Below are 26,314 nucleotides of genomic sequence, written 5' to 3'. Positions count from 1 at the left end.
GGTCCTTAGGCAAACGGGCAAGGGCCGCATCCGGCCCGGAAGTCAGTCGCGCGACAGCGCTTCGAGGGCTTCGGCCGCCCCTTTCAATATCGCGATCGCTTCGGCCTGTTTTTCAGCGGGCGCGTCGACGATGTCGCCGAGGGCTGCACGCAGCCGGTAGCGCACGGCGCGGAATTCGTCGCGCTTTTCCGAACCGCCGCGGCCGCGACGTCCGCCATCCTCGCCATCGTCGTTCCAGCCGAACCAGTCGCGCGCCTTTGCCATCTTGCGGCCGAAACGTTCGAGATGATCGAGCACGTGGTCGATCATCTCGCGATTGTCATTGAGATGCGCCTGCCCTGCCTCGGTAATCGAAAACACCTTCTTGTTGCCTTCCGCCGACGAGATGGCATAGCCGGCCTCTTCCAGGAAGGTCAGCGTCGGATAGACCACGCCGGGGCTCGGGCTGTAGACGCCGCTGGTGCGTTCCTCCAGCGCCTTGATGATGTCATAGCCGTGGCGCGGCGCCTCGGCCAGCAGCGACAGCGTGATCAGCTTGAGATCGCCGTCGGCCAGCATGCGCCCGGCGCGGAACATGTCGCCCGGCCCGCCGCGCCCGCCGCCCCTCATGCCTTGGCCGAATGGGCCGAAGCCGCCGCCACGACCGCCGAACTTGCCGGCCATATGCATGAAAACGCGCTCGGCATGCTCGCCGAAATGATGATGTCCGTGCATTGTCTGCTCCTTGAGTTATGTCTTACGATATATCTCAATTATGCGGGTGAGGCCGTTGAGTCAAGATATATCTTACGATGTATCTGAGCACGGTGCCCAACCAGATCGATTTCGTCACCGAGCTTGGCCAATACCGGTTACCAGCGGCCCTTGCGCCGGTTCCAGGCATAGAGAAGATCGGCGAAGCGATCATAGGCATAGCGCGTCAACGGCAGCGCGGCGGGGTTGCCGAACAGCGTTGCAAGCCAGCCCTCGCCCGGCGTTCTCAGCCAGACGGCAATTGCGACATCGGCGCCAACCAGCAGTTTGCCGTCCGCCTCGGTTGCGTGCAGCCGGCGGCGGATGTCCTCCAGCGACACGCCGTATCCGGCCAGCGCCGCCGGCTCGGCATTGATGTCGCGAAACGTGATCCGCCCGGCCTTGATCGCCTCGACCAGCCGCCGCTTCTGCCTGACGATGCCGGCATCGCAAACCGGACAACGGGTATTGTACCAGATGGTCAGCAGAGGCTTGGGCATGTGTCTCGAGACGCGAGTTGAAGTGCTGCGCTGACTATCCGGGAAATCCCTTCGGCCCGCAATATTTCGGGCAAGCCACTTCGGGCCAGACTGGCCGGCCGGGCGCCGTCGAGCGGCGCCCGACCGTCCGATGTCCGGCAGCTTGCGCGGGTCTATAGCCGCGCAACGCCTCACCCGAGCGAGGCGATGATCTCGCGATAGGCCAATTCCGGGAAGGCCTTGAGCGTCCGCGTCCTCACATTGCCGCCTGTCGCCAGCATCAGCGAGAAACGAGCGAGCACCGCATCGTCGGGCGCTTCAAGGACCGCCACCATATCGCATTCGCCCATGGTGAGATAAAAAGCCTTGAACGAGCCGCCCATGTCTCCCAGCAGCTTCTTGGCGGCATCGAGCCGCTTCGGCGACTCGCGCACATTTTTGGCGCCCTGCTCAGTCCAGTTGATCAGCACGATGTAGGTTGTCATGCACACCTCCCTCCGGGGCCTCGGAGCGCGGCGTCACCGCCGGGGCGGGCATCCGGGTTTGTCGCCCAGAAAATGCATCCGAGACGAGATTATCCTCCCACAGCAGGTGTGCTGCAAGGACAACCGCACCGTCTGGCGAGACAATCCCTGTGCGACGAACGAAAAAGGGCGCCGCACAGGCTGTGACAAAATGATGAGGGCCCTGCAAAAGCGCTGGGCATTCGCTCGATTCTTGACGTCGTGAACAAGCAGGAAATGTCTGAATCGGGTGGAATGTCGTCCTTCTTGTCGCCGAACGGAAGGACCAGGGAGCACCCTTTTTTACAGACGTTTCTGGCGCTTCTCCGAAACGGACCTTCGCGTTTCTGCCGTGGTCGGACCGGGAGCGGACATAACGCGATCGGGCCTAGCTTCGCGCGATAGCGTCATCTTAGACTGTCGCTTGGATCAATCTTCGGCGATCGCCTATGGGCGCCTCTCTCTACGAACCTATCAAGGTATACAAACCCGTCGCGACGAACATCGGTGTCGTCGACGGGCCGTTCGAGTATCTGACCGTGGCTGGCGTAAAATTGCCGCTCCCGTTCACGACGCGAATGACGGTCGTGCGTCTTTCGAATGGCGATCTGTTTCTCCACTCGCCGATCAAGTTCGACCAGAGGCTGGCGAACGAGCTACAGGCGCTAGGGACGCCCCGTCACCTCGTGTCGCCCAACCAATTTCACTACGCTCATATCGGAGAGTGGGCGAAGGCCTTTCCCGAAGCGATAACCTGGGCCTCGCCGCGCGTCCGCCAAAGAGCCCGCGCCCGCCGTACAGCGATCGAGTTTGCCAGAGACCTCGGCCCTACTCCGCCTGAAGAGTGGGGTCGGGAAATCGACCAGACGCTTTTCCCTGGTGGGTATTTCAAGGAGTACATTTTCTTCCACAGGGACTCGAAGGCGCTGATCCTCACCGACACGATCATTAACCTCGAGTTGGACAAGATTGCCGAGCCTTGGCGAACGGCCACAAAACTGACCGGTATGTATCATCCTCACGGTCAGATCTTCTTCGGTATGCGCCTGCCGCTCCTTCTTCAGCAGTGGAAGGCGAAGGTAGCGCTGCGAAAAATCCACTCATGGCAGCCAGACCGTATTTTGCTCAGCCATGGCCGATGTTTCGACACCCGCGCCGACGAAGTCATCAGGAGGATTTTTGGAGAGCCCCATAGCTGGTAGCTCGCTCCCAAGCGATGATTTGCCACGCCAGGCTGGGAAGGTCTGCTCCCTGACTCGGGACAATTCACGACGTCGAGGCTGCGACAGCCTGTAACTGGACATGACGCAGAAACAGGCTAGCATGCAGCGTCATGCGCAGACTTGCCCACATCTTCGCAATTGTACTGCTCGTAGTGTCCGCAGCAGGCACGGTTGCGCATGCAACTAACGCAACGAGCATGGCATTGGCGATGTCTTCCGCCGCGATGGCTGACGGAGACATGGGCGATTGTAGTGCCTGCCCTCCCGACGACAGCGGCAAGCCTCAGCTATGCGGTGCGGCCTGCCTTGTGCCATTCGCAGCAATTCCTGCGTGGATCAGTCTCGTGCTATCCTTTGTGGCAGCCGAAATCGCGACTTCACCGCTTGTGGAATTGGTCGGCCACACCGGCCCACCCGATCCCTCTCCTCCCCGAACCATCATCCTGTAGCTGACGCCGGCAGGGCTTGCCCGGTTGCCGGTGTAACGACCATGGGCGCGTCGTACCGCCCGTGATCGCAGTTCGCGTGAGGTGTCTTTCCGCGCCGCCATGTGCGCGAACGACCGACTTTTCAGGATGATTGAACCATGTCCAGATTTCCCATGCCGGCGCTGACGCGTCGAGCCTTTCTTGCATCGGCGGCCGCGAGTACCGCGGATGCGATGCTTCCCGTGTTGTGGCGGTCGCCCGTCCACGCCGCGGCTCCGCAAGAGGTGCAATTGCGGGCGGCGCCGGATCGTACGCGGCTTATGCCCGGACCATCCGGCGAGATTGCCGCCTGGTGCTACGGCGGGACTGTTCCCGGTCCCGAGATACGGGTCCGGCAGGGCGAGCGGCTGCGGGTCGTGGTCGAGAACGGCCTCGCCGAGGAAACGACAGTGCACTGGCACGGCGTGCGCGTGCCGCACGCCATGGACGGCGTCCCGCACCTTTCCCAGAAGCCGATCGGAGCGGGAGAGCGCTTCGTCTACGAATTCGATGCGGTCGACGCCGGCACCTTCTGGTATCACCCGCACCAACGGAGCTTCGAGCAGGTCGAGCGCGGGCTTTACGGACCGCTGATTATCGAGGAACGCGAACCGGCGCGCGTCGACCGCGACGTGACCTGGGTGCTCGACGACTGGCGGCTGACCAAATCGGGCGCAATCAGCGAGGATTTCGGCAACCGGCACGACATCCACCACAACGGCCGCGTCGGCAACACGGTTACCATCAACGGTCGCGTGCCGACTACCTTCGCCGTCAGGGCGGGTGAGCGCATCCGCCTGCGGCTGATCAACGCCGCCAATGCGCGCATCTTCAGCCCCGACTTCACAGGTCTTCAGCCCATCGTCATCGCGCTCGACGGTCAGCCGGTCGCGCCACACGCGCCGGATGGCGGGCTGGTGGTGCTTGGCCCGGCCATGCGCGCCGACCTGATCCTCGACATGACGGGCAAGCCCGGTAGACGGGTTTCGATCTTCGACCGGTTCTACGAAGGGCTGGAATACAAGCTCGTCGATATCGCTTATTCCGACACTCCGCTCCGCGAGCGCGCGCCCGACTGGCCGCTCGCCTTGCCGGCCAACCCGCTACCGGAGCCGGACCTCGAAACCGCATCCCGCAACGAAGTTGTTTTCACCGGCGGCATGATGGGCCAGATGGTGGCCCAGGACATGGGTGAAAGCATGGGCCCGGGTGCGCCGGGCGGCACGGCGCGCGACATGAATTCGATGATGGGCGGAGAGAGGATGACGCAGACCATGAACTCCAGCACCGCTTGGTTCATCAATGGAATCGCCGCCGACCAGGCTCGCCACGACATGAAACCGGCGCTGACGCTTGCGCGGAACAAGAACCATGTCATCGCAATGACCAATGCGACAGCCTGGCATCATCCGATCCATCTGCACGGCCATTCGTTCCGGGTGATTTCCCGCAATGGCCAGCCCACCCGTCATCGCGAATGGCAGGACACGGTGCTGGTTTCGCCGCGCGAAAAGGTCGAGATCGCCTTCGTCGCCGACAACCCCGGTGACTGGATGTTCCACTGCCACATTCTTGAACACCAGGCCGGTGGCATGATGGCGGTCTTCCGCGTCGCCTAATCTTCCGAAAACCCGAAAGGAGAAAAAACATGTCCAATATTCTGAAAGCTCTCGCCCTTGCGTCCTTGCTCTCCAGTGCCGCTCCGGCGCTTGCCGGCGAAAAGGACGTCACGCTTTACAAAAACCCGCAATGCGGCTGCTGCGAAGGCTATGCCGATTATCTTAGGGAGAACGGCTTCGCGGTCACCGTCAAGCCGACGCACGACCTTTCCGCCATGAGCCGGGAAGCGGGCATTCCGGCGGAAGCCGAGGGCTGCCATCTCTCCTTCATCGACGGCTATGTGGTGAGCGGCCATGTGCCGGTCGGCACGGTCAAAAAGCTCTTGACCGAGCGGCCCGATATCAAGGGCGTGACGCTGCCCGGCATGCCGATGGGTTCCCCCGGCATGACCGGCACGAAGGAGGGTCCGTTCGAGATTCTCGAAATCCAGAAGTCTGGTGGGACCGGCGGCGTCTACGCCAAGGAATAGGAGGCTGCGATGATGGAAGGCACGAGCGGAATGATGATGTGGGGCATGAGCTTCGCGTGGCTGCTCGCCGTGCTTGTGCTCGTCCTTGGGGCGGCCGCACTGGTCAAGTACCTGTTCTTCGGCGGCGGCAAATGAAAAGGACGTCGGTCCTCTTCTCGATGCTCGGCGTGGCTGCGGTAGTCCTTGGATTTTCCTGGCCCTGGCTCGCGAACCGGATGGCCGGCGGCGTCTCGGCTGCCACCGTCGCGTTCGGAAAGACGATCTATGCCGAGCGTTGCGCCACCTGCCATGGCGCCAACCTCGAAGGACAACGCGACTGGAAAAGCCCGCTGCTTTCGGGACGCATGCCGGCACCACCGCACGATGCCTCCGGTCACTCCTGGCATCATCCGGACGGCGTGCTCTTCCGTGTCACCAAGGAAGGACCGGCCGCGGTCGTCGGCGGCGGCTACGAGAGCGACATGCCGGCATTTGCGGGTGTGATGACCGACGAGGAAATCTGGGCCGTGCTCACCTTCATCAAGAGCACCTGGCCTGAACGGGAGCGACAATATCAGGCGGAGATGAGCCGCCGGGAGCAGGAGCAGGCGCGGTTGGACCGCGCCCCGCCAAATCCCTCCTCAACTGGAAAGCATGGGTTATGAAAGTAACAATCCTGATCGCAATGCTTTCTCTGTTGCTGGCCGCCGCGCCGCCCGCGCTGGCGCATCATCCGGGCGCCGATCTCGACAAGATGATGGGCAGTGAGGAGAAGTTCTTTCAGATCATCGACGAACCGGCTGCACCGCCGTTCGAACTGGCCGACGCGGACGGAAAGGCCGTCCGCCTTTCTGATTTCTCAGACAAGATCGTGGTGCTCTACTTCATCTTCGCGAGTTGTACCGATCTGTGTCCAGTCCATTCCGAGGTGATCGCGGACATTCAGCGCAAGGTCAACGCTACGCCGATGAAAGACAGGGTGCAGTTCCTGGCAGTGACGACCGACCCGTTAAGGGACACGTCCGAAGTCCTCGATGCCTATGGTCCAGCGCACGGATTGGATGCCGGCAACTGGATGTTTTTGACGACACGGCCGGGCCAGCCGGACGGCACGACCCGGAAATTGTCAGAGGCTTACAATGTGCGCTTCGAGCCGCTGGAGGACGGCCAGCAGATGCATGGGGCCGTCACCCACGTCATCGATCGCGGCGGACGCTTCGCTGCCAAGTTCCACGGCCTCAGGTTCGACCCGCTGAATATGGTTCTTTATATCAACGGCCTCACCAACAACGTCCGGAAACCGGCAAAACCCGAGCCCGGCTGGTGGGACAGGCTCAAGGTAATGTTCCTATGAACATTGACCCACTAAAAAGGCACATTCGGCGATGCCGCGGTTCACGACAACATATCCATGGGGAAGCGCTGCAACGCATGAATGATCGCGGTTCCTCATCAGAAGCCTCTAGAGGATCAGAACCGAAATGGTCGGTCCTAGCCTACAACATCATCCGCAGCATCAACCTCAGATCAGCCCAACCCGCATAGGGCTGCATCATCGAAACGACACCGCCAATCAGCGGGATCGTTTCGATTCTCACACAGCCTGCGCAGCGCCCTTCAAATTGCTATCCGTTGCCCGGCATCAGCTGTCGAGGAAGCTCCGCAGCTTGCGCGAGCGGCTGGGGTGCTTGAGCTTGCGCAGCGCCTTGGCTTCGATCTGGCGGATGCGCTCGCGGGTGACCGAGAACTGCTGGCCGACTTCCTCCAGCGTGTGGTCGGTGTTCATGCCGATGCCGAAGCGCATTCTGAGCACGCGCTCTTCACGCGGGGTGAGTGAAGCAAGCACCCGCGTCGTCGTCTCGCGCAGATTGGCCTGGATCGCCGCGTCGATCGGCAGGATCGCCATCTTGTCCTCGATGAAATCGCCGAGATGCGAATCCTCCTCGTCGCCGACCGGCGTTTCGAGCGAAATCGGCTCCTTGGCGATCTTCAGCACCTTGCGCACTTTTTCCAGCGGCATGGCGAGCTTTTCCGCCAGTTCCTCCGGCGTCGGCTCGCGGCCGATCTCGTGCAGCATCTGGCGCGAGGTGCGCACGATCTTGTTGATCGTCTCGATCATGTGCACCGGAATGCGGATGGTGCGCGCCTGGTCGGCGATCGAGCGGGTAATCGCTTGCCGGATCCACCACGTCGCATAGGTCGAGAACTTGTAGCCGCGGCGGTATTCGAATTTGTCGACCGCCTTCATCAGGCCGATATTGCCTTCCTGGATCAGATCGAGGAACTGCAGGCCGCGATTGGTGTACTTCTTGGCGATGGAAATGACGAGGCGCAGATTGGCCTCGACCATTTCCTTCTTGGCGATCGCGGCTTCGCGCTCGCCCTTCTGCACCTGGTTGACGATCTTGCGGAATTCCAGGATCGAGATCGCCGTTTCGGTGGCGAGGTTCTGGATCTCGGCGCGCAGGTCGCGGATCGCGTCCTTTTCGTTCTTGGTGAATTCCTTCCAGCCGCGCGAGGTCAGATTGCCGATCGAGCGCGTCCAGTTGGGATCGAGCTCCGAGCCCTGATACTCCTTCAGGAATTCCTCGCGGCGCACGCCATAGCTTTCGGCCAGCCGCAACAGCTTGCCTTCGTTCTGCACCAGGCGCTTGTTGATGTCGTAGAGCTGCTCGACCAATGCCTCGATGCGCGCCGTGTTCAAGGATAGCGACTTCACCGCCTTGATCAGCTGATCCTTCAGCTCCTTCAGCCGGCGGTCCTGGCTGGGCGACAGCGTGCCGGCGGCAGCCAGCCGGTTCTCGACCTGCTGGTCCTGCAGCTTGCGCAACTTCTTGTAGGTGTCGGCGATGACGTCGAGCGTCTCCATCACCTGCGGACGCAGCTCCGCTTCCATCGCCGCCAGCGACAGGCTGGCTTCGTCCTCGTCTTCCTCGTCGTCATCAGTCAGACCGCGCGTGTCGCCGCCGACATTGGTGATGTCGTCCTCGTCCTCGCGCGAACGGCGCGGCTTGTCGTCGGTCTTGGCTTCCTCGATCCGCTCGACCACCGGCGCCTGCTTGGCCTCCGGTCCGGCATAGGTCGCTTCGAGGTCGATGATCTCGCGCAAGAGGATCTTCGATTCGTTGAGCTCGTCACGCCAGATGATGATGGCCTGGAAGGTCAGCGGGCTTTCGCACAGGCCCGCGATCATCGTCTCGCGGCCGGCCTCGATGCGCTTGGCAATCGCGATTTCGCCCTCGCGCGACAGAAGCTCGACCGAGCCCATCTCGCGCAGATACATGCGAACCGGATCGTCGGTACGATCGGTCGGCTCTTTCTTGGTGGTCGTCGCGGCAACGGCGGTGCCGGTCTGCTCGGCCAGTTCGTTGGCGTCTTCCTCGGCGTCGGCAGCCGCATCGGCGGCTTCGGGCTCCTCGCCCTGCTCGTCGTCCTCGACCACGTTGATGCCCATGTCGGAGAGCATGGCCATCGTATCCTCGATCTGCTCGGAGGTCACTTCCTCCGAGGGCAGCACCGAATTCAGTTCGTCCATGGTGACATAGCCACGCTTCTTGGCGGCCTTGATCATCTTCTTGACAGCATCGTCGGAAAGGTCGAGCAGAGGGCCATCGGTGGCGCCTTCACGTTCGGTCTCGACCTCTTCCTTTTCTTTTGTCGCCATTCTTTATTTTCTCCAAGCGGCCAGGTATCTAGCCGCATAAGTATCAAGCCGCGTAAGGTGCCGTACCGGTTAAATCAGATGCGCTCGCTCTAGAACGCGTTTCCCCGGGCCAGTAACTGCATCTCTCGTTAAGTCCAGATTAACCCTGGTAACTGTGGCAGGCTGACCGCCTGTCCAGTGACCGGTACCTCACATCGCTGCATTTCCGTCGACGCCGGCGCGGGTTAACGTTTCGAATCGTCCTGATTCCGTCATTCTGCCAGAAGGTCAAGCGCCTCTCGCATGATTCGCATGAAAAAAGCGAATCAATTACCCGACTTAAAGCGCCGCGGCTGATTCGACGCGCAAGCACGGTTCTGCACTTTCACCCTTTCGTAAGCTTCGACCTACACCCGCCCGGCCCTGCCCGAAGACACGCCGAACCCTTCAATCAGCGCTTCCGTTGCCTGCACAACACGAAATTGCGCCTGGATCTCGACGAGATGCCGGTAGTTTTCGTCCGTGGGATCGCTGGCGAGCGCTGCTTCTGCCTGTTTCAGCTCCTTATGTAAGGTGCGCGCGCTGCGCTGCAAGTGGAGCGCCTGGCTGAAGGCGTCGCGGGCATCGTCAAGTCCGGCTGTTTCCAGCGCCGGCCATTGCCGCGCCCGTTTGATCAGCGCCACCACGCGCGCCCAGATCTCGCCGCAGCCGGCACGTTCGATCGTCGCGATCACCGCGTTGCGGTCGTTGGCCATGTCATGCGCCATCGCATCGAGGATCGCCGCGTGCAATCGCTTCAGATCGGTGTTGGCGAGGTCGAGGAACTCGACATGCGCGAAATTCTCGTCGATCAGCGCCGGATGATTGACAAGAGCTGCGATGATCGTCGCCTCGCGCACCGACAACCCCTCGCTGCCGCGCTTGACCAGCGCCGAGCGGCCAAGGCTTTCGGTGATCGCGGTGCGTCCACCGGCATTGCCGCCGCGTGCGAACTGCCCGCCAGCAGCTGAGCCCTTGCCCTGAAAGCGCCCGCCGGACCGCCCATCTTGGCGCCCTCCTTGATAAGCTTGGCGCGCGCCGCGCTGGGCGCCGAAAAAGCTTAGCACTCGCTCGCGCATTTCCTGTTGGTAGTGATAGCGCAAGCTCTCGTCGCGGATGCGGCTGGTCAGTTCGCGCAGCGTTTTTTCCAGTTCCGCCCGTCGTTCCGGCGTGTCAAAGATGCCGCCGGCCGTTTCGCGCATCCACAAAAGGTCGGCGAGCGGCCGCGCCTCGGAAAGCACGGCGCCAAACGCGTCCGGCCCTTCGGCCTTGACCAGATCGTCGGGGTCCTTGCCTTCGGGCAGAAGCGCAAAACGCACCGAGCGGCCTGCCTGGACCGCCGGCAGCGCCATGTCGGCGGCGCGCCATGCCGCCTTCAGTCCGGCCTGGTCGCCATCGAAGCACAGCACCGGCTCGCCGGCCATCCGCCACAGCAGTTCGAGCTGGTTTTCGGTCAGCGCGGTGCCGAGCGGCGCCACGACATTTTCGAAACCGGCCTGCGCCAGCGCGATCACGTCCATATAGCCCTCGACGGCAATCACCGTGCCGCCCTTGGCCAGCGCCCCCTTTCCCAGCGCTTGGCGCGCTCGGGCGAAATTATAGAGCACGTTGCCCTTGTGGAAGAGCTCGGTGTCGGGCGAATTCATGTATTTGGCGAGCGCATCGGCTGCCAGCGCCCGCCCGCCAAAGGCGATTATCTTGCCTCTGGAGTCCGGGATCGGGAACATGATGCGGTCGCGGAACCAATCGTAGGAAACCGGAACGTCGTCGCCATGGCGCACCAGCCCGCATGCCTCGATATCGGCTTTGGGCACGCCCTTGGCGGCAAGATGCTCCTTCAGCGCATTGCGGCTGTCAGGCGCATAGCCGAGCCGGAACGACTGCTGCGTCGCCGGCGTCAGCCCGCGGTCGCGCAGATAGGCGCGGGCTTTTGCGCCTTCCGGTCCCTGCAGCCGCTCCTGGAAGAAGGCGGTCGCCATTTCCATGACTTCGGTCAGGCTGGCGCGTTCCTTTTCGCGCCGTTCCTCCTGGGCATCGCGCAACGGCATCGGCACCCCGGCCATGTCGGCGATCTTCTCGACCGCTTCGGGAAAGCTCATTCCGTCGAGTTCGGTGAGGAATTTGAAGTGGTCGCCCGAAACCGAGCAGCCGAAGCAATGATAGCGTCCCTTCTTGTCCTCGCAGTGAAAGGACGGGCTCTTCTCGCCATGGAAGGGACAGCACGCCCAATAATCGCCGCGCGGCGCGTTGGTCTTCTTCCTGTCCCACGCCACGCGCTGGCCGATCACCGAGGAAATCGGCACGCGGTCGCGTATCTCGTCGAGGAAGGCAGGTGGAAAGCGCATCGGGAACGGCTCGTTTGCCTCCATATAATCACGCCGGCGAAACCCGACGACTCCTAATGCGAACCATACCCGGTTTTCACAGGGCGAAAAGAAGGCGGCCGTTGCAGGCCGCCCTCCTTCCTGTCCGGCATTGCGCCGGTCGACGTTTTGACGGTCAGTGCGCGGCAATCGCGCCGAAGATGATGCCGGAGACGACGCTGACCAAGAGATAGTCGTTGCCGACGCGGATCCATTCCTGGCCACGGCCCGGACGACGCAGGCCATAATGGCGATAGTCGCGGACCGGCTGGTGGCGCCTCCAGCTCGAATATCTCTGGCCGTTGCGCCAATGGTTCCTCTTCACGACGACTTTCTTCTTCACCACGACGCGCTTCTTCACGTGCCTGTCCGGCTTCTTCCAGTCGACCTGGTTGTAGGTCGACTGCGGTGCATTCGGCGCGTTCAGCGGCGCTGCCTGGCCCTGCAGAGACGTCGCAGCCAGCATGGAGACGGCGATTGCGGAAAGGATGATGCGTTTCATGACGGGGTACTCCTTGGTTGTCGATGCCCAAGCAATAGAGCCCGAAAAATGAACCGAAACTGAACACATGGATTACGTTTGTGTAATGATTTCAAATATTTATAATAGCTAATTCAACACTCAGCTCAAACCTGATCTGAAGCGGTTGTCGGCACTTGAGCGCGCGACCATCAAGAAGCCGGCCGGCGATGCAACCATTTTGCGATCCATCCATTTCCGACACGCCCTGTCGCGCAACAGCCGGCCGAATTGGGTAAAATTTATTATCCGGCTAAAAGTAATCGGAGTAGTATCGACCTTTGCAATGTCCTTGATTCGCCCCCTCTTTTGCGCCTTTGCCATCACGGCTCTCATATTGCTGGTGGCTGTCGGAATGCGAGTTTGACATGAGCGGTTCGGTCGTTTTGCTGCATCTTGCCGGCGCGGTGGCGCTGATGCTGTTTGCCACCCGCCTGGTGAAGACAGGTGTCGAGCGCGCCTATGGCGATGTGCTGCGCCACAAGCTGCGCGCCACCATGCGCAATCCTTTCATGGCGGTTCTGGCCGGCTGCGGCCTGGCGATCGCCCTGCAAAGCTCCACCGCCGTCACCTTGCTGGTCGGGTCCTTCGCCGGCGCCGGCATCGTCAGCGGCATATCGGGCCAGCTTGCCGTGCGCGGCGCCGAGATCGGCTCGGCGCTGGTGGTCAAGCTGCTCACCTTCGACCTGTCGCTGCTGGTGCCGGTCTGTCTTGTCGCCGGCACCGTCATGTTCATGGCCACCGAGCGGCGCGACTGGCGCCAGTTCGGCCGCATCCTGGTCGGCATCGGCCTCCTGGTGTTGTCGCTGGAAATGATCGGCCAGGCCTCGGAGCCGCTGCGCCAGAGCACGCTGATGCCGGTCGTCGTCGATTACTTCTCCAGCGATCCGGTCACCGCCTATCTGCTGGCGGCGCTGGTCACCTGGCTGTTCCATTCCTCGATCGCCGCGGTCCTTTTGATGGTGACGCTCGCCGGCCGCGGCTTCATCCCGCCCGAACTCGGCATCGTGCTGGTGCTCGGCGTCAATCTGGGTTCGTCGATCATCGCGCCGCTGCTCACCCGCAATGCGGAGCCAGGCGTGCGTGTCGTACCGATCGGCAATCTCCTGATGCGCGGCATGGGCTCGCTGGCCATGCTGATCCTGTTCCTGTGGTTGAAGCCGTCGGTCGCCTTTCTCGGCGCCACCGTGCCCGACCAGATCGTCAACGCCCATATCCTCTTCAACATCCTGATCCTGGTTGCCGGCCTGCCATTGGCCGGCCTCGTCTACCGCGTTTCGGAAAAGATCGTGGCGCTCGGCACCAAACCGGCGCCGGCAGAAGCGCTCGACGTCGTCGAACTGTCCGCGCTCAACGACAGCGCCCTCGATGTGCCGAGCCAGGCGCTGGCCAACGCCACCCGTGAGGTGGTGCGGGTCTGCGAGACGGTCGAGATCATGCTGAAGCGCATCATCGAGCTCTATGAAAGCGCCGACGCCGACAAGATCAAGGCGCTGGCCGCGCTCGACGACCGCGTCGACAAGAAACATGCGTCGATAAAGCTCTATCTGGCCAAGGTCACCAGGAACCCGCTGAGCGAGGACGAGGCGCTGCGTTGCCAGGAGTTGATCGGCGCCTGCGTCAAGCTCGAACAGGTCGGCGACATCATCGTGCGCAACATGCTGGTGCATGTCAGGAAGAAGCTCGAGCGCGGGCTGGAGTTCACGCCCGAGGGTTGGCGCGAGCTTAGCGGCTTCCACGCTTCGGTGCTCGCCAACGCGCGGCTTGCCTTCAACGTGCTGGTCTCGCGCGATCCGGAGACCGCCCGCCAGCTGGTGCTGGAAAAGGATCGGCTGCGCGACCGCGAGAAGGAGACCAGCGCCAGCCATTTCGTGCGGCTGCGCGACGGCACCGCCAAGAGCGTCGAGACCAGTTCCATCCATCTCGACACTATCCGCGACCTGAAGCAGATCAATTCGCTGCTTGCCTCGATAGCCTACCCCGTGCTCGAGGAACGCGGCCTGCTCACCGGCTCGCGGCTGAAGGCCGGGTGATCCAGGAGCCTTGTCCTTCTCCCCTGGGGGAGAAGGACAAACCGCCGCGCCAGTCCGATCAAGAAAACCTAAAGCGGCGTCGAGAATTTCTGGATTGCCCGCCGCTCTCGTTCGTGGTTTGAGCCATCTCATTCAAGGATCGCCTTCCCGCGCCATGCTCCCCCTCATCGCCCTGTTCATCGCTGCGTTCGCATTCGGCACCACCGAGTTCGTCATCGCCGGCGTGCTGCCGCAGGTGGCGGACGGCCTTGGCGTCTCCATCCCGACGGCCGGCTATCTCGTCTCCGGCTACGCCGGCGGCATCGCGATCGGCGGACCGCTGTTGACGCTCGCTACCAAGACAATCTCCCGCAAGGCGTTGCTGCTTGGCCTTGCCGCAGCCTTCGCCATCGGCCAGGCCGCCTGCGCCCTTGCGCCCGACTTCGCCTCCATGTTGCTGTTGCGGATTGCAGTGGCCGTGGCGCACGGCGCCTATTTCGGCGTAGCGATGGTGGTTGCGGTCGGCCTGGTCCGCCAGGATCAGCGTGGAATGGCCGTGGCGCTCATCCTGTCGGGCCTCACGGTCTCCAATGTCATCGGCGTGCCGGCCGGCACGGCGATCGGCAATATTTGGGGGTGGCGCGCGACGTTCTGGGTGATGTGCGCGCTTGGTGTGGTTTCCATCGCCGCCATGGCCGCCCTCCTGCCGCGCCGGACGGGATCGTCGCGCCGGCCCGTCAGTTTCGGCAGCGAGGTCCGCGTGCTCGCACGCCAGCAGGTTTGGACGTCGCTAATCCTCATGCTGATGCTGATGATCGGCCAGTTCGGCCTGTTCACCTACATCACGCCGACGCTGCTTGAAGTCACCGGCCTCGGCGAGGGCCTGGTGCCCTGGGTGCTGCTACTCAACGGTGTCGGCGCGACGATCGGCGTCTTTCTTGGCGGGCGGCTCGCCGACTGGAAACTGATGCCGTCGCTCATCACCATGCTTTTCATGCAGGCGGTGACACTTGCCGTCATTTACGCCGCCAGCCCGTACCCGGTGCCGATGGTCGTTGCGATCACTATCTGGGGTGGTCTCGGCTTTGCCATCGGCACCCCGATCCAGACCCGTATCCTGACCTGGACGGCGGACGCCTCCAATCTCGCCTCATCGCTTATCCCGGCCGGCTTCAATGTCGGCATCGCGCTGGCCGCCTCGCTCGGCGCCGCCATGCTCAATGCCGGTTATGGCTATCGCAGCCTGCCGGTGGTTGGCGCCATGGCCATGCTGGTCGCCGTGGCGGTAGCGCTCGCCTCACATATCTGGGAGTGGCGCCGAAACACGATGCCGCCGCTGCCGGCCGCTGCCGAATAGTCGGCAGGCGCTACAGGTCGATGCGATAGCGCAGGCTTTCGGCGCCGCCATAGGCAGCGTCCTCGAAGAATCGCCCGACGAGCCGTCCGCCATTGGCCAGGACCACCTTCTGCGAGGCGAGATTAGTCGGCTTGGCGGTGATCTCGACGAAGGGCAGGCCGAGCGCCCTCGCCTCGCCGAGCATCAGCCTCACTGCCTCTGTCGCATAGCCGCGCCGCCGCTTCCACGGCACTACGGCATAGCCGATGTGGCCGAGCACATGTGGCGGCAGCTCGGCGGTGCCGCGCTGCCAGCGAAGGCCGATCGAGCCGGCGACTTCGCCGTCCCAGATCCAGCGCCGGAATCCCGGCAGGCGCGGCACTTTCGTCCCATCAGGCAAGCTGATCGGACCACCCTTGGCATCGGGGTCGTCGAGATCGGCGAGGAAGGCCGTTGGATTCTTTTCGATGGCCGCAAGCTGCTCGCGCGTCGCCTCCATCAGCCGCACATTGTCCGGCGACCAGCCGCGCTCAAGGGCGGCCTTATACGACGGCAGATGTTCAAGCGCCGGTTTGACGAGTTCAACCATGACGTACGATCGCTCCGCTGCCGCCCTCAGATTCTGAAGTTGATCTTCAGGGGCGGCTTTCTAAAATCAAATGTCATCGATTGGGTCCACCTACTTTGGAGTGAACACAATGGCCGACCACAGGTCCGAGAAGTCGGCGAAGGCCGCCGCCGAGCGGGGCGCGGCAACCAAACCGCGCAAGGCGACGCCGAAGCCGCAGTCCGGCAAGGAAGCGAAGCCGGCACTCCTCGCAGGCGGCAACCCCCAGATCGCGAAGGCCGAAGGCGACGCCCCAGTGCAGGCCTACATCGCGGCCATGCCGGGCTGGAAAAGCGATGTCGGACGGCGCCTCGACGCAATCATTGTGCGCACCGTCCGCGGCGTGCACAAGGCCGTCAAATGGAACTCGCCGTTTTACGGCATCGCGGGCCAGGGCTGGTTCCTGTCGTTCCATGTCTTCACCCGCTACGTCAAAGTGACCTTCTTCCGCGGCACGTCGCTGCGTCCTGTTCCTCCCGGCCAGTCCAAGCACAAGGACGTGCGCTACCTCGACATTCATGAGGACCAGCTCGACGAAGCTCAGTTTGCCGCCTGGGTGAAGCAAGCCAGCCAATTGCCCGGCGAACAAATGTGAGACGCATCGCGAATTAACCAAGGGCGTTTGCCATCGGGACGGTGCAACATCGCCGTGACCCCTCATGGTTCGGCCTCGGCTCGCGAGCATCTCTGCGAGCCCATGTCGCCGAAAGGTCGCTGGCGCTGGTGGCGACGCCGACAATGTTCAATAAGCGCCGCCAAATCGTAGCTCCATTTTCGTGTGATCCCAATTGCAAATCGGGTCCGGAGGGACGAAGGTTCCTCCGCGATGTTGAGAGTTGTCACCCGGCATTGGAGCGAAGCCCAGACGCCGGACGCCGACGTGCACAAAGCCACTGGGACCAATCATGACCAAAGCGACAACAGCCATGAAGAAGAGCGCCTCGATGGAGGGAGCAGGAGGAGACACTCCCTCTCAGTTGATAGATGCGAGAATCAACGAACTGAGCGATTGGCGGGGCGAGATGCTCGCTCGGATCCGAACCCTCATCAAGCAGGCCGATCCCGAAGTGGTCGAGGCGTGGAAGTGGAGAGGGGTTCCGGTGTGGGAACACGCCGGAATCATCTGCACCGGTGAGACCTACAAGAATGTCGTGAAAATGACTTTCGCCAGGGGCGCCACGCTGGAGGACCCATCTGGCCTCTTCAACTCCAGCCTCGAAGGCAACACCAGGCGCGCCATCGACATCCATGAGGACGACAAGATCGATGAAGAGGCGTTGAAGGCGCTCATTCGCGCCGCCGTGGCACTGAACCTGTCGGTGCGAGCCACCGCCCGCCCCACCCGCTCTCAGAAACCAAAGAACGCCTGAGACTCAATCACATGCGGCCAGGGCTGGCTCCTCGCGGTCGCCTCCTCCAATGCCTTACGAGCTCGCTGCAGCGGCAAAATCCTACTGCAGCAGTCCCTTGACGATGCCGCTCGCCTTGGAGAAATCCATCTGGCCCGCGTATTTCTCCTTGAGCACGGCCATAACCTTGCCCATGTCCTTGACGCTGCTGGCGCCGGTCTCGGCGATGGCGGCGCGGATCGCCGTTTCGGTCTCTGCCTGGCCCAGTTGCGTCGGCAGGAAATCGCGGATGATGGCCATCTCGTCGCGCTCCTGCGCGGCAAGCTCCGGCCGCTTGCCGTCGTCGAAAGCCTTGGCCGACTCTTCGCGCTGCTTCACCATCTTGGCCAGTATCTGCAGGATCTCGTCGTCGCTTGCCGGCTCCTTGCCGGCGCCGCGATTGGCGATGTCGCGATCGTGAATGGCCGCCTGGATCAGCCGCAATGTCGGCAGCCGGCGCTTGTCCTGCGCCTTCATCGCGCTCTTCAGGGATTCGGCGATTTTGCCGCGCATGATGCTTTCTCCTTCGAATGCGACGGACAATAGCCGTGCCGAAAGCCCAAGGCAAATTCGACGCCGCCCGGCAAACCGCTGATATTGTTCGACGAAATAAATCGCGCCTGCGGGCGTAGCGTCATTGACCGCTCTGGCGCCTTCCCCTATGTACTGGGCCTTGCATGAACTGAGTTTTTGTTGCGCGCGCTGGCTGCGAAATCGCCGCTGCGCGCGGTTTGCTGCGCAGAATGGTTCGCCGGACCGATTGAAGGGCGCAGCCTTTAGGAGTGCCGCCATGGCAACGATGACCGCCGCGTCGACCCCCACTTGGGCCACCGAGAAGCCGACCGCCTTGCTGGTGCTGGCCGACGGCACCGTCATCGAGGGCCGCGGCCTTGGCGCCACTGGCTCCGCCGTCGCCGAAGTCTGCTTCAACACCGCGCTGACAGGCTATCAGGAAATCCTCACCGACCCGTCCTATGCCGGCCAGATCGTCACCTTCACCTTTCCGCATATCGGCAATATCGGCACCAATGACGAAGACATCGAGGATCTCAACCCTGCTGCCCGCGCCGGCGCAGTCGGCGCCGTGTTCAAGGCCGACGTCACCAATCCGTCCAGCTATCGCGCCGCTTCTGGTCTCGACCAATGGCTGAAGAAACGTGGCATCGTGGCGCTTTCGGGCATCGACACCCGGGCGCTGACCGCGCTGATCCGCGAAAAGGGCATGCCCAACGCCGTCATCGCGCACGCGCCCGACGGCATCTTCGACATCGAGGAGCTGAAGCGCCGCGCCGCTGCGTGGTCCGGCCTGATCGGGCTTGACCTGGCCAAGGACGTCACTTCCGGCCAGTCCTCGGTCTGGCGCGAGACGCCCTGGGTCTGGGACGAGGGCTTTGGCGAACAGACCGATCCGTCCATGCATGTCGTCGCCATCGACTACGGCGTAAAACGCAACATATTGCGCCTGCTTGCCGGCCTGGGTGCCAAGGTCACCGTGGTGCCGGCCAACACCGGCGCCGAGGATATCCTCGCCATGCGGCCCGACGGCATCTTTCTCTCCAACGGTCCCGGCGACCCGGAAGCCACCGGCGACTATGCCGTTCCGGTCATCCAGGACTTGCTGAAGACCGACATCCCGGTCTTCGGCATCTGCCTCGGCCACCAGATGCTGGCGCTGGCGCTTGGCGGCAAGACCGCCAAAATGCATCAAGGCCATCACGGCGCCAATCATCCGGTCAAGGATCACACCACCGGCAAGGTTGAGATCGTCTCGATGAACCACGGCTTTGCCGTCGATGCCGGCTCGTTGCCCACGGGCGTCGAAGAAACCCATGTCTCGCTGTTCGACGGCTCGAACTGCGGCATCACCCTGACCGGCAGGCCGGTGTTTTCGGTCCAGCACCATCCCGAAGCCTCGCCGGGCCCGCAGGACTCGCATTATCTGTTCCGCCGCTTCGTCAATCTCATCCGCGAAAAGCGCGGCGAGCCGGCGCTGGCAGAGCGCTGACTATCTGTACGCGGGAAGTCTCGGCAATAATATCGCTTAACTTTCGGCGATAAATCTGCGATATCATCACCGTGAAGACGATTATCCTCTCGGTATCGGCGGCTCGCGATCTCGACAACCTGCCGACAGATGTCCGCGAGCAGGTCTCCGAAGGCCTGATCTCCTATGCCGTCAGCGGGCGGGGAGATATCAAGCGCCTTGCCGGCAGGGACGGCTACAGACTGCGGATCGGTCGCTACCGGATCATATTCGATGAAGACCGCACGACGATCCTCGCGATCTACATCGGCAAGCGAGAAACGACAACCTACCGTCGGTGATAGCAGGACAGGACACCATGAACGCCCCCCAAATCATAACGACGCCAACTGGCGAAGAACTTGTCGTTATCCCAAAAGCTGACTACGAGGCTCTGTTGCACGCGGCCGAAGAGGCTCTTGAAGACGCTGCCGATGTGGCGATCTACGACGAGCGAAAGGCTGATCTCAAAACGGAAAACCCCCTGCCTGCGGACGTGACCATGGAAATCTTGCGGGGCTCCAGCCGGCTCAAGGCGCTGCGCAACTGGCGGCGGCTGACGCAGGCCGAATTGGCGACCACGATCGGTGTCAGCCAGGGTTTCCTGTCGGATCTTGAGTCCAATCGCCGAAAGCCATCGGCGCAGACCAGGGCGATGCTGGCGAAGGCACTGGATATTCCGGGGCAATGGATTGAACCCTAGGGCATGCCCCAATGCATAGCGCGCCAAAGCATGCCCTCGGGCCTGACCCGAGAGTGCGCAGCGGTTTTGCGATAACGACATGCATCAAAACCAGAACTTAAAGCGCGTCGCATGAATCCGTTCAAACGCGACACGCTTTAGGCCACCGTCGCCGTCGCGACGTCTTTCACCGCGACCGGCCTTTCGACCCTGAGCACGAAAGCCACCAGCGACAGGGCGAGAAAGATGCCGCCGAGCACAAAGGGCGCGCCGCCGAACGTCATCGGCGCGCTTGGCCCGGTGAACCAGGCGAAGATTCCCGTATAAAGCAGCGGCGTGATGATGCTGGTGATCGAAAACACGCTCGTCATCGCACCTTGCAATTCGCCTTGCGCGGAGGGCGGCACCTTGGCCGCCGCCAGGCTCCGCAGCGGCGGGTCGGCCAGCGCCTCGAGGCAGGTCGCCACGATCACCGCATAGATCATCCAGCCCTTCCACGCCGCGGCATAGCCGAAGGCGGCGAGCGCGGTAAAAGCAAGACCGATGGCGGCGGTCCGCCATTCGCCGAGCCGTGGGATGACGCGCGGCAGGACAAAACCCATCACCAATGCCCCGCCAAGGCCGAAGACGCCGAGTGAGAAGCCGATCTGCTGTTCGCTCCAGCCGTAGCGGTAACTGCCGACGAACGACCACACGGCAGGGTACATCATGTGACCGAGCGTCATCAGGAAGAACACCAGCCCGATCCAGCCGATCCCCTTGTAATTGCGCATCTGCTTCAGGGCGCCGAGAGGATTGGCGCGGCGCCATTCGAAGCGGCGCCGGTGATGCTGCTCCAGCGTTTCCGGCAGGAAGAACCAGCCGACGATGAAGTTTATCAGAGCAAGCACCGCCGCGCCCCAGAACGGCACGCGCGGCCCGAATTCGCCAAGCAACCCGCCCAGCACCGGGCCGATGACGAAACCGACGCCGAAGGCGATGCCAAGCAGGCCGAAATTCTTCGCCCTGTTCTCGTCGGTGCTGACATCGGCGATGAAGGCGGAGGCGGTCGAGTAGCTGGCGCCGCTGATGCCGGCCAGCACCCGGCCGATGAACAGGACCCAATACGACCAGGCCACCGCACAGATCAGATTGTCGACGGCGAAGGTCAGCACCGAGGCCAGCAGGATCGGACGACGGCCGAAGCGGTCGCTGAGATTGCCGACCAGCGGCGCGAACAGGAACTGCATGGCCGCATAGACGAAGAATAGCCAGCCGCCTTCGATCGCCGCTTCGCTGACCCCGACGCCGGTCAGTTCCTGCAGATAGGCCGGCAGCACCGGCATGATGATGCCGATGCCGGTGATGTCGAGCAGCAGCGTGGTGAAAACAAGCGCAAGGCCCCGCCTGGCGGTTTTGGCTTCGATCATGACGGTATCGACTCCTGGAGCCGCCTCGCAGCGAAGGCGGAAGGGCCTTTTATAGGCGAGTCAGCCACACAGAACAATAAGGGAACAGGCCAGGAAATTTCATCCTGACATCAACTGTCGACATGAGCGCGGCTGCATCGCCGCCGCTTTCAACGCCATTTCAGCGAGAGCCCAAACACCTCAGATCGGGGTGTTGAACGTATCGCAGTCCGACAGCTTGCCGCTCTTGTAGCCGCGTGCCAGCCAGGTTTGACGCTGCTGCGAGGTGCCATGGTTGAAGCTTTCCGGCACGACATAGCCCTGCATCTTCTTCTGCATCGTGTCGTCGCCGATCTGCTGGGCGGCGATCAGCGCCTCGTCCATGTCGCCCTGTTCCAGAATGCCTTTCTGCCCGGTGAAATGCGCCCAGACGCCGGCGAAGCAATCCGCCTGGAGCTCGACCTGCACCGACATCTGGTTGGCCTCGGCCTCGCCCATCTGCTGCCGCATCTGGTTGAACTTGGGCAGGATGCCGGTGAGGTTCTGGACATGGTGGCCGACCTCATGCGCGATCACATAGGCCTGGGCAAAATCGCCCGAAGCGCCGAATTGCTGGTCGAGCTGCTGGAAGAAGGTGGTGTCGAGATAGACCTTGCGGTCGCCGGGGCAGTAGAACGGGCCGGCCGCGGACGAGGCGAAGCCGCAAGCCGAACGGATTTGGCCGCTGAACAGGACCAGCTTGGGGTCCTCGTAGGTCAGGCCCTCGGCCTGGAAAATGCCGGTCCAGGTGTCCTCGGTCTCGGCCAGGACAGTCGAAACGAACTGCTTCATCTCGTCGGAGGCGGGTGCCCCGGTGCCACCGCCCTGTTCTCCGCTGTTGTCGATGATCTGACCGCCGCCACCCGGCGCCAAGCCGCCACCGGCCAGGATCTGAAGCGGGTCGATGCCGATGGCCTTCAGCCCGAAATAGAGGACCACGAGAATGATGATGGTCGACAGCGACATTCCGCCGCCGGAGCGGCCGCCGATCGGGATGCGGAGACGGCCGGGGCCGCCGCGCGGCAAGTTGAGCCCGCCGCCCTGGCCGCGTTGGTCCTCGACGTTGTCACTTTGACGACGACCTTTCCAGAGCATGACAACTCCCCGCGATACACGTATCGGTATCTTGCCGATCTCATGGCCCGATCCGACCCAACAAACAATTATCCCAATGGTTGCGCCAAGTCACAGTATTTTTCGCATGAAGGGCCGCTGGCTCTGGGGTCAGTCCCTACACGACACCCGCGGCTGAGAGCTCTGCAGGCGCATTTTTTGTCTTGGACTTGATCAGTCAAACTCAGATCTTCTGCTTGGTGCCCGCGCTCTTGCCGTCCGAGCTTTTCGAGCGCTCCTCGAAGCGGGCCCCGCCCTTCTTGAGCGGGCGTCCAGTATCCGCTTCGGTCTTGCGTTCGTCCTTCGCCGCAGCCTGCTTCAATCCCTTGGCCGCTTGCTTGCCCTTCGCAGTCGGTGCCTGTTCAACGCCCATCGTATCCTCCTCGGTCTCGCGCCAATTGCTGGCACGATCTGAAACGCCGCGGCAGCGCGGCGGTTCCGGCAAGACTGTCGGCCGCGTCAGCATCTTGGCCACCGTCGGCTGGGCGGCGCCGAGCCGCGCCGCGATGTCGACCTGCGGGCCTCGTTGCCGTTCTCGATCGGGTCGGAGATAAGCTCGACATAATGTTGGACCAGCGCACGGTGCCGCGCTTCGCCGCTTCGGCTGAGGCTTTTCTCGGCCATGCATTGAGTGGGCTCGTGGGGCACGCGCGACAATTCGGCCAATCGCGCTATCTTCTCACGCGACATGGCCAGAATTGCCGAAGCCAGAAAATTCTACGCGCGCCTGATGGCTGCCAATGCAGGTTCGGCCGATCCGCGTCTCGAGGACGTGTTCGCCGCGGTGCCGCGCGAAGCTTTTCTCGGGCCCGGGCCGTGGACGGTCGTCGCCGGCAACGGCAAGGTAGAAACGCCGAGCGCCGATCCTGTTCACATCTATCAGAACGTGCTGGTGTCACTCGACGCCGAAAAGGGCATCAACAATGGCGAGCCGTTCCTGCATGCCATGTGGATCGGCAAGGTGGCGCCAAAACCCGGCGAGGCCGTCACTCATGTCGGCGCCGGCACCGGCTATTACACAGCTCTGCTGGCAAAACTGGTTTCGCCGGGCGGCGCAGTCACCGCCTTCGAACTGGATTCCAGTCTCGCCGAGCGTGCGATCAAGAATCTCGAAGCCTATGGTAATGTGACCGCCATCCATGGCGATGCGGTCGTCGGCGGCCTGCCACCGTCCGACATCATCTATGTCAATGCCGGCGTTGCAGCACCCCCAGCCGAATGGCTGAAGGCGCTGAAGCCCGGCGGCCGCATGGTCTTTCCGTGGCGTCCGGCCGAGCGCATTGGCCTCGCGGTGATGGTGACACGCACGGATAAGGGGTTTGCCTGCGATCCGTTCATGCGATCATGGTTCATCCCTTGCATCGGCGCCTCGGCGGCCTCGACGAAAATCCACCGTGACAAGGCGGCACGCAGCCGCAAGATCTGGCTGACGGCCGACAAGGCACCGGACCGCACCGCCACCGCCGTCATCGGCGACGTCTGGTTCTCGTCGCAAAGTGTTGGCGGCAGGCGGTCGCAATGACGTCGCCGCGTCGAGGCGTCCCGTGCTTGCCGCTCGACATGCGCCGGAGCCCAGAAATTTTCTGGCCCTGTCGGACAGGCGTCCGCTCGCACGTCCTTTGGCCGAAATCCGGCGGCAACGGCTCGGATGATTAAAGGGAGAATCCAATGAGGAAGATCACCACTGCGACATTCGTCAGCCTCGACGGCGTCATGCAGGCGCCCGGTGGGCCGCAAGAAGACCCGGTCGGCGGCTTCGAATTCGGTGGCTGGACGTTCCATTACTGGGACGACGTCGGGAGCGCCTTTATTGGTGAGACCTTCGCAAAACCCTTCGCGCTGCTCCTCGGCCGCAAGACCTACGACATCTTCGCCGCGCATTGGCCGTACCAGAAAGACGATCCGATCGCCGACCGTTTCAACGCCGTCACCAAATATGTGGCCACCCACCGGCCCGACACGCTGTCGTGGCAAAACAGCCAGTCGCTTGGCGACGACGTCGTGGCTACCCTGCGCCAGCTCAAGCAGGAGGACGGGCCGGACCTGCTCATCCAGGGATCGAGCGAACTCGTCCAGACCTTGCTCGCCAACGACCTGATCGACGAGATCAGCCTGCTGACCTTCCCGCTGGTGCTGGGCAAGGGCAAGCGGCTGTTTGGCAGCGGCGCAATCCCGGCGGCTTTCAAGCTGAACCGCTCACAGGCATCGACCACCGGCGTCATCATAGCGAGCTATGAACGCGCCGGTGAGATCAAGACTGGATCCTTCGCCCAGCAACAGCCATCCGATGCCGAGATCGAGAGGCGCCGGACCTGGAAGTAGTGTGGGGTTACAGGACCTGGGTTCCTTGCTCGGCTAGATGTGAGTGGGGGAGAGGAATCCAAATTCTGCCGGGCAGCGCGATGAGGACAGCGCCACGCTTCTGCGATCTTCCTTTACTCCGCCGGCATGGCCACCGCCCGGGCGGCCCGGTGGCCGGCCAGCATGACGCCAAGACCCAGGATCGGGAACACCGCTGCGACCAGGCCGAGATCAGCCGGCGCGCCATAGCGCAGCACCGCGCCGCCGACGACGGCGCCCAGCGCCACGCCGAGATAGAGCGCCGAAGCGTTGAGCGACAGCACGATGGGCGCTGCGTCTGGCGCCAGCCTGATGATGCGGCTGGCCTGCGCCGGCGGGAAGGCCCAGCCGACGATGCCCCACGGCACCATCATGGCCATCAGCGCCGGCCCGGCGATGCTGTGCGGCAGGAAGGCCGGGATGACCGAAAGCATCACCAGCATGATCGCACTCAGCGCCAGCGACCAGCTGACGGTGCGCGTCGCGCCGAAGCGGTCGGCGGCCTGCCCGCCGGCGATGTTGCCGATGACAGCGCCGACACCGAACGCAAGCAGCATGCCGGGCAGCGCGATCGGGCTCAAGCCGCCGCCTTCGATGGCTAGCGGCGCGACAAAGGCAAAGACCGTGAAGGCGCCGGTGAGCGCCAAAAGTGTAGTTAGCAGGATCGATGGCACGCCAGGGCGAAGCGTTGCGGCCAGCCGCTGCCTGAGCGGCAGCTTGGTGCCGACGATGCCGCGCGGCAGCCGGTACCACAGGATTGCGCCGGCCAGTGCGCCGAGCCCGGCGATGGCAAAGAACGTGCCGCGCCAGCCGGCAACCGTCGCGACAAGCGCGCCGAGCGGTGCGCCGACCGCCACCGCCACCGTAGTGCCGCCGACAACGACGGCAATGGCGCGGGCGCGGTGATGATCATCGACAAGCGCCACGGCCGTCCCCTGCGCCGTCGCCGCAAACAGGCCGGACGACAGCGCCATGACGATGCGCGCGATCAGCAGCAGTTCGAAGGAGGAACTGAGCGCCGCCGCCAGATTGCCCAGAACGAAGAACACCAGCGTCCATAAGATGACGCGCCGCCGGTCCCATTCGCCGGTCAGCGTCGCAAGGATCGGCGCGCCGAGCGCATAGGCGAGCGCGAAGGCGGTGATCAGCGTCCCGGCGAGCGGGACCGAGATGCCGGCATCCCCCGCGATGTCGGGCAGCAGGCTGGAGATGACGAAGCCTTCGGTCGCGATCGTGAACGATCCGAGCGCAAGCCAGATGAGGCGCTTGTCCATGAACTCTTCCTTAGTTCAAAAGTTATTGAACAATTGTACATAATGAGGCATGGTGTCAATGAGGCGACCCGAAAA

28 protein-coding genes and 1 pseudogene are annotated in these 26,314 nt (G+C 62.9%); 15 read left to right on the top strand and 14 right to left on the bottom strand.

The genetic code is table 11. The annotated features are described in order from the left end of the window. Positions 1-42: 42 nt before the first annotated feature. The 3 genes from M727_RS0101535 to M727_RS0101525 form a co-directional block, all read right to left on the bottom strand. The gene (locus M727_RS0101535; RefSeq protein ID WP_027151172.1) at positions 43-714 is read right to left on the bottom strand and encodes a PadR family transcriptional regulator; all 672 of its coding nucleotides are present in this window, start codon (positions 712-714) and stop codon (positions 43-45) included. Between the two features lie 137 nt (positions 715-851). Next, entirely contained in the window at positions 852-1,232 is a 381-nt protein-coding gene (locus M727_RS0101530; protein ID WP_198032573.1) for a DCC1-like thiol-disulfide oxidoreductase family protein, read from the bottom strand. A gap of 170 nt (positions 1,233-1,402) precedes the next feature. Beyond that, positions 1,403-1,696 carry a GYD domain-containing protein gene (locus M727_RS0101525; protein ID WP_027151170.1) on the bottom strand — a complete coding sequence of 98 codons (294 nt, stop codon included), beginning with the start codon at positions 1,694-1,696 and terminating at the stop codon, positions 1,403-1,405. 467 nt (positions 1,697-2,163) lie between these two features. Between M727_RS0101525 and M727_RS0101520 the strand changes: the two genes are divergently transcribed. The 6 genes from M727_RS0101520 to M727_RS0101490 all read left to right on the top strand — a co-directional run bounded on the left by M727_RS0101520 (position 2,164) and on the right by M727_RS0101490 (position 6,826). Next, entirely contained in the window at positions 2,164-2,916 is a 753-nt protein-coding gene (locus tag M727_RS0101520; RefSeq protein WP_027151169.1) for a DUF4336 domain-containing protein, read from the top strand. A 607-nt stretch (positions 2,917-3,523) separates the two neighbouring features. Then, a complete protein-coding gene (locus tag M727_RS0101510) occupies positions 3,524-5,023 on the top strand; it encodes a multicopper oxidase family protein (RefSeq protein ID WP_027151167.1) in 1,500 nt (499 codons plus the stop codon). 29 nt (positions 5,024-5,052) lie between these two features. Beyond that, the gene (locus M727_RS0101505; protein WP_027151166.1) at positions 5,053-5,493 is read left to right on the top strand and encodes a DUF411 domain-containing protein; all 441 of its coding nucleotides are present in this window, start codon (positions 5,053-5,055) and stop codon (positions 5,491-5,493) included. A 9-nt stretch (positions 5,494-5,502) separates the two neighbouring features. Continuing rightward, positions 5,503-5,628: a hypothetical protein gene (locus M727_RS43725; protein WP_268929523.1), complete on the top strand. Its 126-nt coding sequence runs from the start codon at positions 5,503-5,505 to the stop codon at positions 5,626-5,628. Further along, entirely contained in the window at positions 5,625-6,137 is a 513-nt protein-coding gene (locus M727_RS35540; protein WP_051505468.1) for a cytochrome c, read from the top strand. Before M727_RS43725 ends, M727_RS35540 begins: the two co-directional genes overlap by 4 nt. A gap of 32 nt (positions 6,138-6,169) precedes the next feature. Then, positions 6,170-6,826, top strand: a complete 657-nt coding sequence (locus tag M727_RS0101490; RefSeq protein ID WP_245268324.1) for an SCO family protein — start codon at positions 6,170-6,172, stop codon at positions 6,824-6,826. Positions 6,827-7,114: 288 nt separating this feature from the next. Here the strand turns inward: M727_RS0101490 and rpoD are convergent, their stop codons facing one another. From rpoD to M727_RS0101465, 4 genes are all read right to left on the bottom strand, one after another. Then, positions 7,115-9,136, bottom strand: a complete 2,022-nt coding sequence (gene rpoD, locus M727_RS0101480; protein ID WP_027151164.1) for an RNA polymerase sigma factor RpoD — start codon at positions 9,134-9,136, stop codon at positions 7,115-7,117. A 386-nt stretch (positions 9,137-9,522) separates the two neighbouring features. After that, complete coding sequence (gene dnaG, locus M727_RS0101475) at positions 9,523-11,499, bottom strand: DNA primase (protein ID WP_027151163.1); 1,977 nt, start codon at positions 11,497-11,499, stop codon at positions 9,523-9,525. A 154-nt stretch (positions 11,500-11,653) separates the two neighbouring features. Next, the gene (locus M727_RS0101470; protein ID WP_027151162.1) at positions 11,654-12,019 is read right to left on the bottom strand and encodes an RcnB family protein; all 366 of its coding nucleotides are present in this window, start codon (positions 12,017-12,019) and stop codon (positions 11,654-11,656) included. A 120-nt stretch (positions 12,020-12,139) separates the two neighbouring features. Continuing rightward, the gene (locus M727_RS0101465; RefSeq protein ID WP_156941456.1) at positions 12,140-12,361 is read right to left on the bottom strand and encodes a hypothetical protein; all 222 of its coding nucleotides are present in this window, start codon (positions 12,359-12,361) and stop codon (positions 12,140-12,142) included. Positions 12,362-12,405: 44 nt separating this feature from the next. Here M727_RS0101465 and M727_RS0101460 point away from each other — a divergent pair, with 44 nt between their 5' ends. Together M727_RS0101460 and M727_RS0101455 are read left to right on the top strand one after the other, a co-directional pair. Further along, positions 12,406-14,070: a Na/Pi cotransporter family protein gene (locus tag M727_RS0101460; RefSeq protein ID WP_027151160.1), complete on the top strand. Its 1,665-nt coding sequence runs from the start codon at positions 12,406-12,408 to the stop codon at positions 14,068-14,070. A gap of 154 nt (positions 14,071-14,224) precedes the next feature. Next, complete coding sequence (locus M727_RS0101455) at positions 14,225-15,406, top strand: MFS transporter (RefSeq protein WP_027151159.1); 1,182 nt, start codon at positions 14,225-14,227, stop codon at positions 15,404-15,406. A gap of 10 nt (positions 15,407-15,416) precedes the next feature. Here the strand turns inward: M727_RS0101455 and M727_RS0101450 are convergent, their stop codons facing one another. Then, positions 15,417-15,974, bottom strand: a complete 558-nt coding sequence (locus M727_RS0101450) for a GNAT family N-acetyltransferase (protein ID WP_027151158.1) — start codon at positions 15,972-15,974, stop codon at positions 15,417-15,419. A 109-nt stretch (positions 15,975-16,083) separates the two neighbouring features. Between M727_RS0101450 and M727_RS0101445 the strand changes: the two genes are divergently transcribed. Next, positions 16,084-16,587 carry a DUF1801 domain-containing protein gene (locus M727_RS0101445; protein WP_027151157.1) on the top strand — a complete coding sequence of 168 codons (504 nt, stop codon included), beginning with the start codon at positions 16,084-16,086 and terminating at the stop codon, positions 16,585-16,587. A 310-nt stretch (positions 16,588-16,897) separates the two neighbouring features. Then, the gene (locus M727_RS0101440) at positions 16,898-17,362 is read left to right on the top strand and encodes a DUF1801 domain-containing protein (protein ID WP_027151156.1); all 465 of its coding nucleotides are present in this window, start codon (positions 16,898-16,900) and stop codon (positions 17,360-17,362) included. 81 nt (positions 17,363-17,443) lie between these two features. Here the strand turns inward: M727_RS0101440 and M727_RS0101435 are convergent, their stop codons facing one another. Continuing rightward, positions 17,444-17,893, bottom strand: coding sequence for a GatB/YqeY domain-containing protein (locus tag M727_RS0101435; RefSeq protein WP_031255180.1), 450 nt, complete (start codon positions 17,891-17,893; stop codon positions 17,444-17,446). A gap of 277 nt (positions 17,894-18,170) precedes the next feature. Here M727_RS0101435 and carA point away from each other — a divergent pair, with 277 nt between their 5' ends. From carA to M727_RS0101420, 3 genes are all read left to right on the top strand, one after another. Beyond that, complete coding sequence (gene carA, locus M727_RS0101430; RefSeq protein WP_027151154.1) at positions 18,171-19,385, top strand: glutamine-hydrolyzing carbamoyl-phosphate synthase small subunit; 1,215 nt, start codon at positions 18,171-18,173, stop codon at positions 19,383-19,385. Between the two features lie 71 nt (positions 19,386-19,456). Continuing rightward, entirely contained in the window at positions 19,457-19,705 is a 249-nt protein-coding gene (locus tag M727_RS0101425) for a plasmid stabilization protein (RefSeq protein ID WP_027151153.1), read from the top strand. Positions 19,706-19,722: 17 nt separating this feature from the next. Next, positions 19,723-20,106: a helix-turn-helix transcriptional regulator gene (locus tag M727_RS0101420; protein WP_027151152.1), complete on the top strand. Its 384-nt coding sequence runs from the start codon at positions 19,723-19,725 to the stop codon at positions 20,104-20,106. Positions 20,107-20,243: 137 nt separating this feature from the next. On the opposite strand, the gene M727_RS0101415 is transcribed toward M727_RS0101420, so the two are convergent. The 4 genes and pseudogenes from M727_RS0101415 to M727_RS42845 form a co-directional block, all read right to left on the bottom strand. Beyond that, positions 20,244-21,494, bottom strand: coding sequence for a tetracycline resistance MFS efflux pump (locus M727_RS0101415; protein WP_027151151.1), 1,251 nt, complete (start codon positions 21,492-21,494; stop codon positions 20,244-20,246). A gap of 180 nt (positions 21,495-21,674) precedes the next feature. Next, complete coding sequence (locus M727_RS0101410; RefSeq protein WP_027151150.1) at positions 21,675-22,607, bottom strand: neutral zinc metallopeptidase; 933 nt, start codon at positions 22,605-22,607, stop codon at positions 21,675-21,677. A gap of 202 nt (positions 22,608-22,809) precedes the next feature. After that, the gene (locus tag M727_RS0101405; RefSeq protein ID WP_023799765.1) at positions 22,810-22,998 is read right to left on the bottom strand and encodes a hypothetical protein; all 189 of its coding nucleotides are present in this window, start codon (positions 22,996-22,998) and stop codon (positions 22,810-22,812) included. Positions 22,999-23,079: 81 nt separating this feature from the next. Continuing rightward, positions 23,080-23,219: pseudogene (locus tag M727_RS42845) on the bottom strand (transcriptional regulator MntR); the annotation flags it as partial. A gap of 94 nt (positions 23,220-23,313) precedes the next feature. Here M727_RS42845 and M727_RS0101395 point away from each other — a divergent pair. Together M727_RS0101395 and M727_RS0101390 are read left to right on the top strand one after the other, a co-directional pair. Further along, on the top strand, positions 23,314-24,147 hold the full coding sequence (locus tag M727_RS0101395; protein WP_027151149.1) for a protein-L-isoaspartate O-methyltransferase: 834 nt from the start codon (positions 23,314-23,316) through the stop codon (positions 24,145-24,147). 146 nt (positions 24,148-24,293) lie between these two features. Further along, positions 24,294-24,947: a dihydrofolate reductase family protein gene (locus tag M727_RS0101390; RefSeq protein WP_027151148.1), complete on the top strand. Its 654-nt coding sequence runs from the start codon at positions 24,294-24,296 to the stop codon at positions 24,945-24,947. Positions 24,948-25,060: 113 nt separating this feature from the next. Here M727_RS0101390 and M727_RS0101385 read toward each other — a convergent pair whose 3' ends face one another. Then, positions 25,061-26,239, bottom strand: a complete 1,179-nt coding sequence (locus M727_RS0101385) for an MFS transporter (protein ID WP_027151147.1) — start codon at positions 26,237-26,239, stop codon at positions 25,061-25,063. Positions 26,240-26,314 lie beyond the last annotated feature (75 nt).

The organism is Mesorhizobium sp. WSM2561 (assembly GCF_000513915.1).
Classification (GTDB): domain Bacteria; phylum Pseudomonadota; class Alphaproteobacteria; order Rhizobiales; family Rhizobiaceae; genus Mesorhizobium; species Mesorhizobium muleiense.
The sequence above is the reverse complement of the archived record's forward strand: the minus strand, read 5'-3'. Positions and strand labels throughout refer to the sequence as shown.

Bases quoted from the DNA above. Each gene is read 5' to 3' on its own strand.
- M727_RS0101535 (WP_027151172.1), bottom strand. From the start codon at position 714: ATGCACGGACATCATCATTTCGGCGAGCATGCCGAGCGCGTTTTCATG.
- M727_RS0101530 (WP_198032573.1), bottom strand. From the start codon at position 1,232: ATGCCCAAGCCTCTGCTGACCATCTGGTACAATACCCGTTGTCCGGTT.
- M727_RS0101525 (WP_027151170.1), bottom strand. From the start codon at position 1,696: ATGACAACCTACATCGTGCTGATCAACTGGACTGAGCAGGGCGCCAAA.
- M727_RS0101520 (WP_027151169.1), top strand. From the start codon at position 2,164: ATGGGCGCCTCTCTCTACGAACCTATCAAGGTATACAAACCCGTCGCG.
- M727_RS0101510 (WP_027151167.1), top strand. From the start codon at position 3,524: ATGTCCAGATTTCCCATGCCGGCGCTGACGCGTCGAGCCTTTCTTGCA.
- M727_RS0101505 (WP_027151166.1), top strand. From the start codon at position 5,053: ATGTCCAATATTCTGAAAGCTCTCGCCCTTGCGTCCTTGCTCTCCAGT.
- M727_RS43725 (WP_268929523.1), top strand. From the start codon at position 5,503: ATGATGGAAGGCACGAGCGGAATGATGATGTGGGGCATGAGCTTCGCG.
- M727_RS35540 (WP_051505468.1), top strand. From the start codon at position 5,625: ATGAAAAGGACGTCGGTCCTCTTCTCGATGCTCGGCGTGGCTGCGGTA.
- rpoD (WP_027151164.1), bottom strand. From the start codon at position 9,136: ATGGCGACAAAAGAAAAGGAAGAGGTCGAGACCGAACGTGAAGGCGCC.
- dnaG (WP_027151163.1), bottom strand. From the start codon at position 11,499: ATGCGCTTTCCACCTGCCTTCCTCGACGAGATACGCGACCGCGTGCCG.
- M727_RS0101470 (WP_027151162.1), bottom strand. From the start codon at position 12,019: ATGAAACGCATCATCCTTTCCGCAATCGCCGTCTCCATGCTGGCTGCG.
- M727_RS0101465 (WP_156941456.1), bottom strand. From the start codon at position 12,361: ATGGCAAAGGCGCAAAAGAGGGGGCGAATCAAGGACATTGCAAAGGTC.
- M727_RS0101460 (WP_027151160.1), top strand. From the start codon at position 12,406: ATGAGCGGTTCGGTCGTTTTGCTGCATCTTGCCGGCGCGGTGGCGCTG.
- M727_RS0101455 (WP_027151159.1), top strand. From the start codon at position 14,225: ATGCTCCCCCTCATCGCCCTGTTCATCGCTGCGTTCGCATTCGGCACC.
- M727_RS0101450 (WP_027151158.1), bottom strand. From the start codon at position 15,974: ATGGTTGAACTCGTCAAACCGGCGCTTGAACATCTGCCGTCGTATAAG.
- M727_RS0101445 (WP_027151157.1), top strand. From the start codon at position 16,084: ATGGCCGACCACAGGTCCGAGAAGTCGGCGAAGGCCGCCGCCGAGCGG.
- M727_RS0101440 (WP_027151156.1), top strand. From the start codon at position 16,898: ATGACCAAAGCGACAACAGCCATGAAGAAGAGCGCCTCGATGGAGGGA.
- M727_RS0101435 (WP_031255180.1), bottom strand. From the start codon at position 17,893: ATGCGCGGCAAAATCGCCGAATCCCTGAAGAGCGCGATGAAGGCGCAG.
- carA (WP_027151154.1), top strand. From the start codon at position 18,171: ATGGCAACGATGACCGCCGCGTCGACCCCCACTTGGGCCACCGAGAAG.
- M727_RS0101420 (WP_027151152.1), top strand. From the start codon at position 19,723: ATGAACGCCCCCCAAATCATAACGACGCCAACTGGCGAAGAACTTGTC.
- M727_RS0101415 (WP_027151151.1), bottom strand. From the start codon at position 21,494: ATGATCGAAGCCAAAACCGCCAGGCGGGGCCTTGCGCTTGTTTTCACC.
- M727_RS0101410 (WP_027151150.1), bottom strand. From the start codon at position 22,607: ATGCTCTGGAAAGGTCGTCGTCAAAGTGACAACGTCGAGGACCAACGC.
- M727_RS0101405 (WP_023799765.1), bottom strand. From the start codon at position 22,998: ATGGGCGTTGAACAGGCACCGACTGCGAAGGGCAAGCAAGCGGCCAAG.
- M727_RS0101395 (WP_027151149.1), top strand. From the start codon at position 23,314: ATGGCCAGAATTGCCGAAGCCAGAAAATTCTACGCGCGCCTGATGGCT.
- M727_RS0101390 (WP_027151148.1), top strand. From the start codon at position 24,294: ATGAGGAAGATCACCACTGCGACATTCGTCAGCCTCGACGGCGTCATG.
- M727_RS0101385 (WP_027151147.1), bottom strand. From the start codon at position 26,239: ATGGACAAGCGCCTCATCTGGCTTGCGCTCGGATCGTTCACGATCGCG.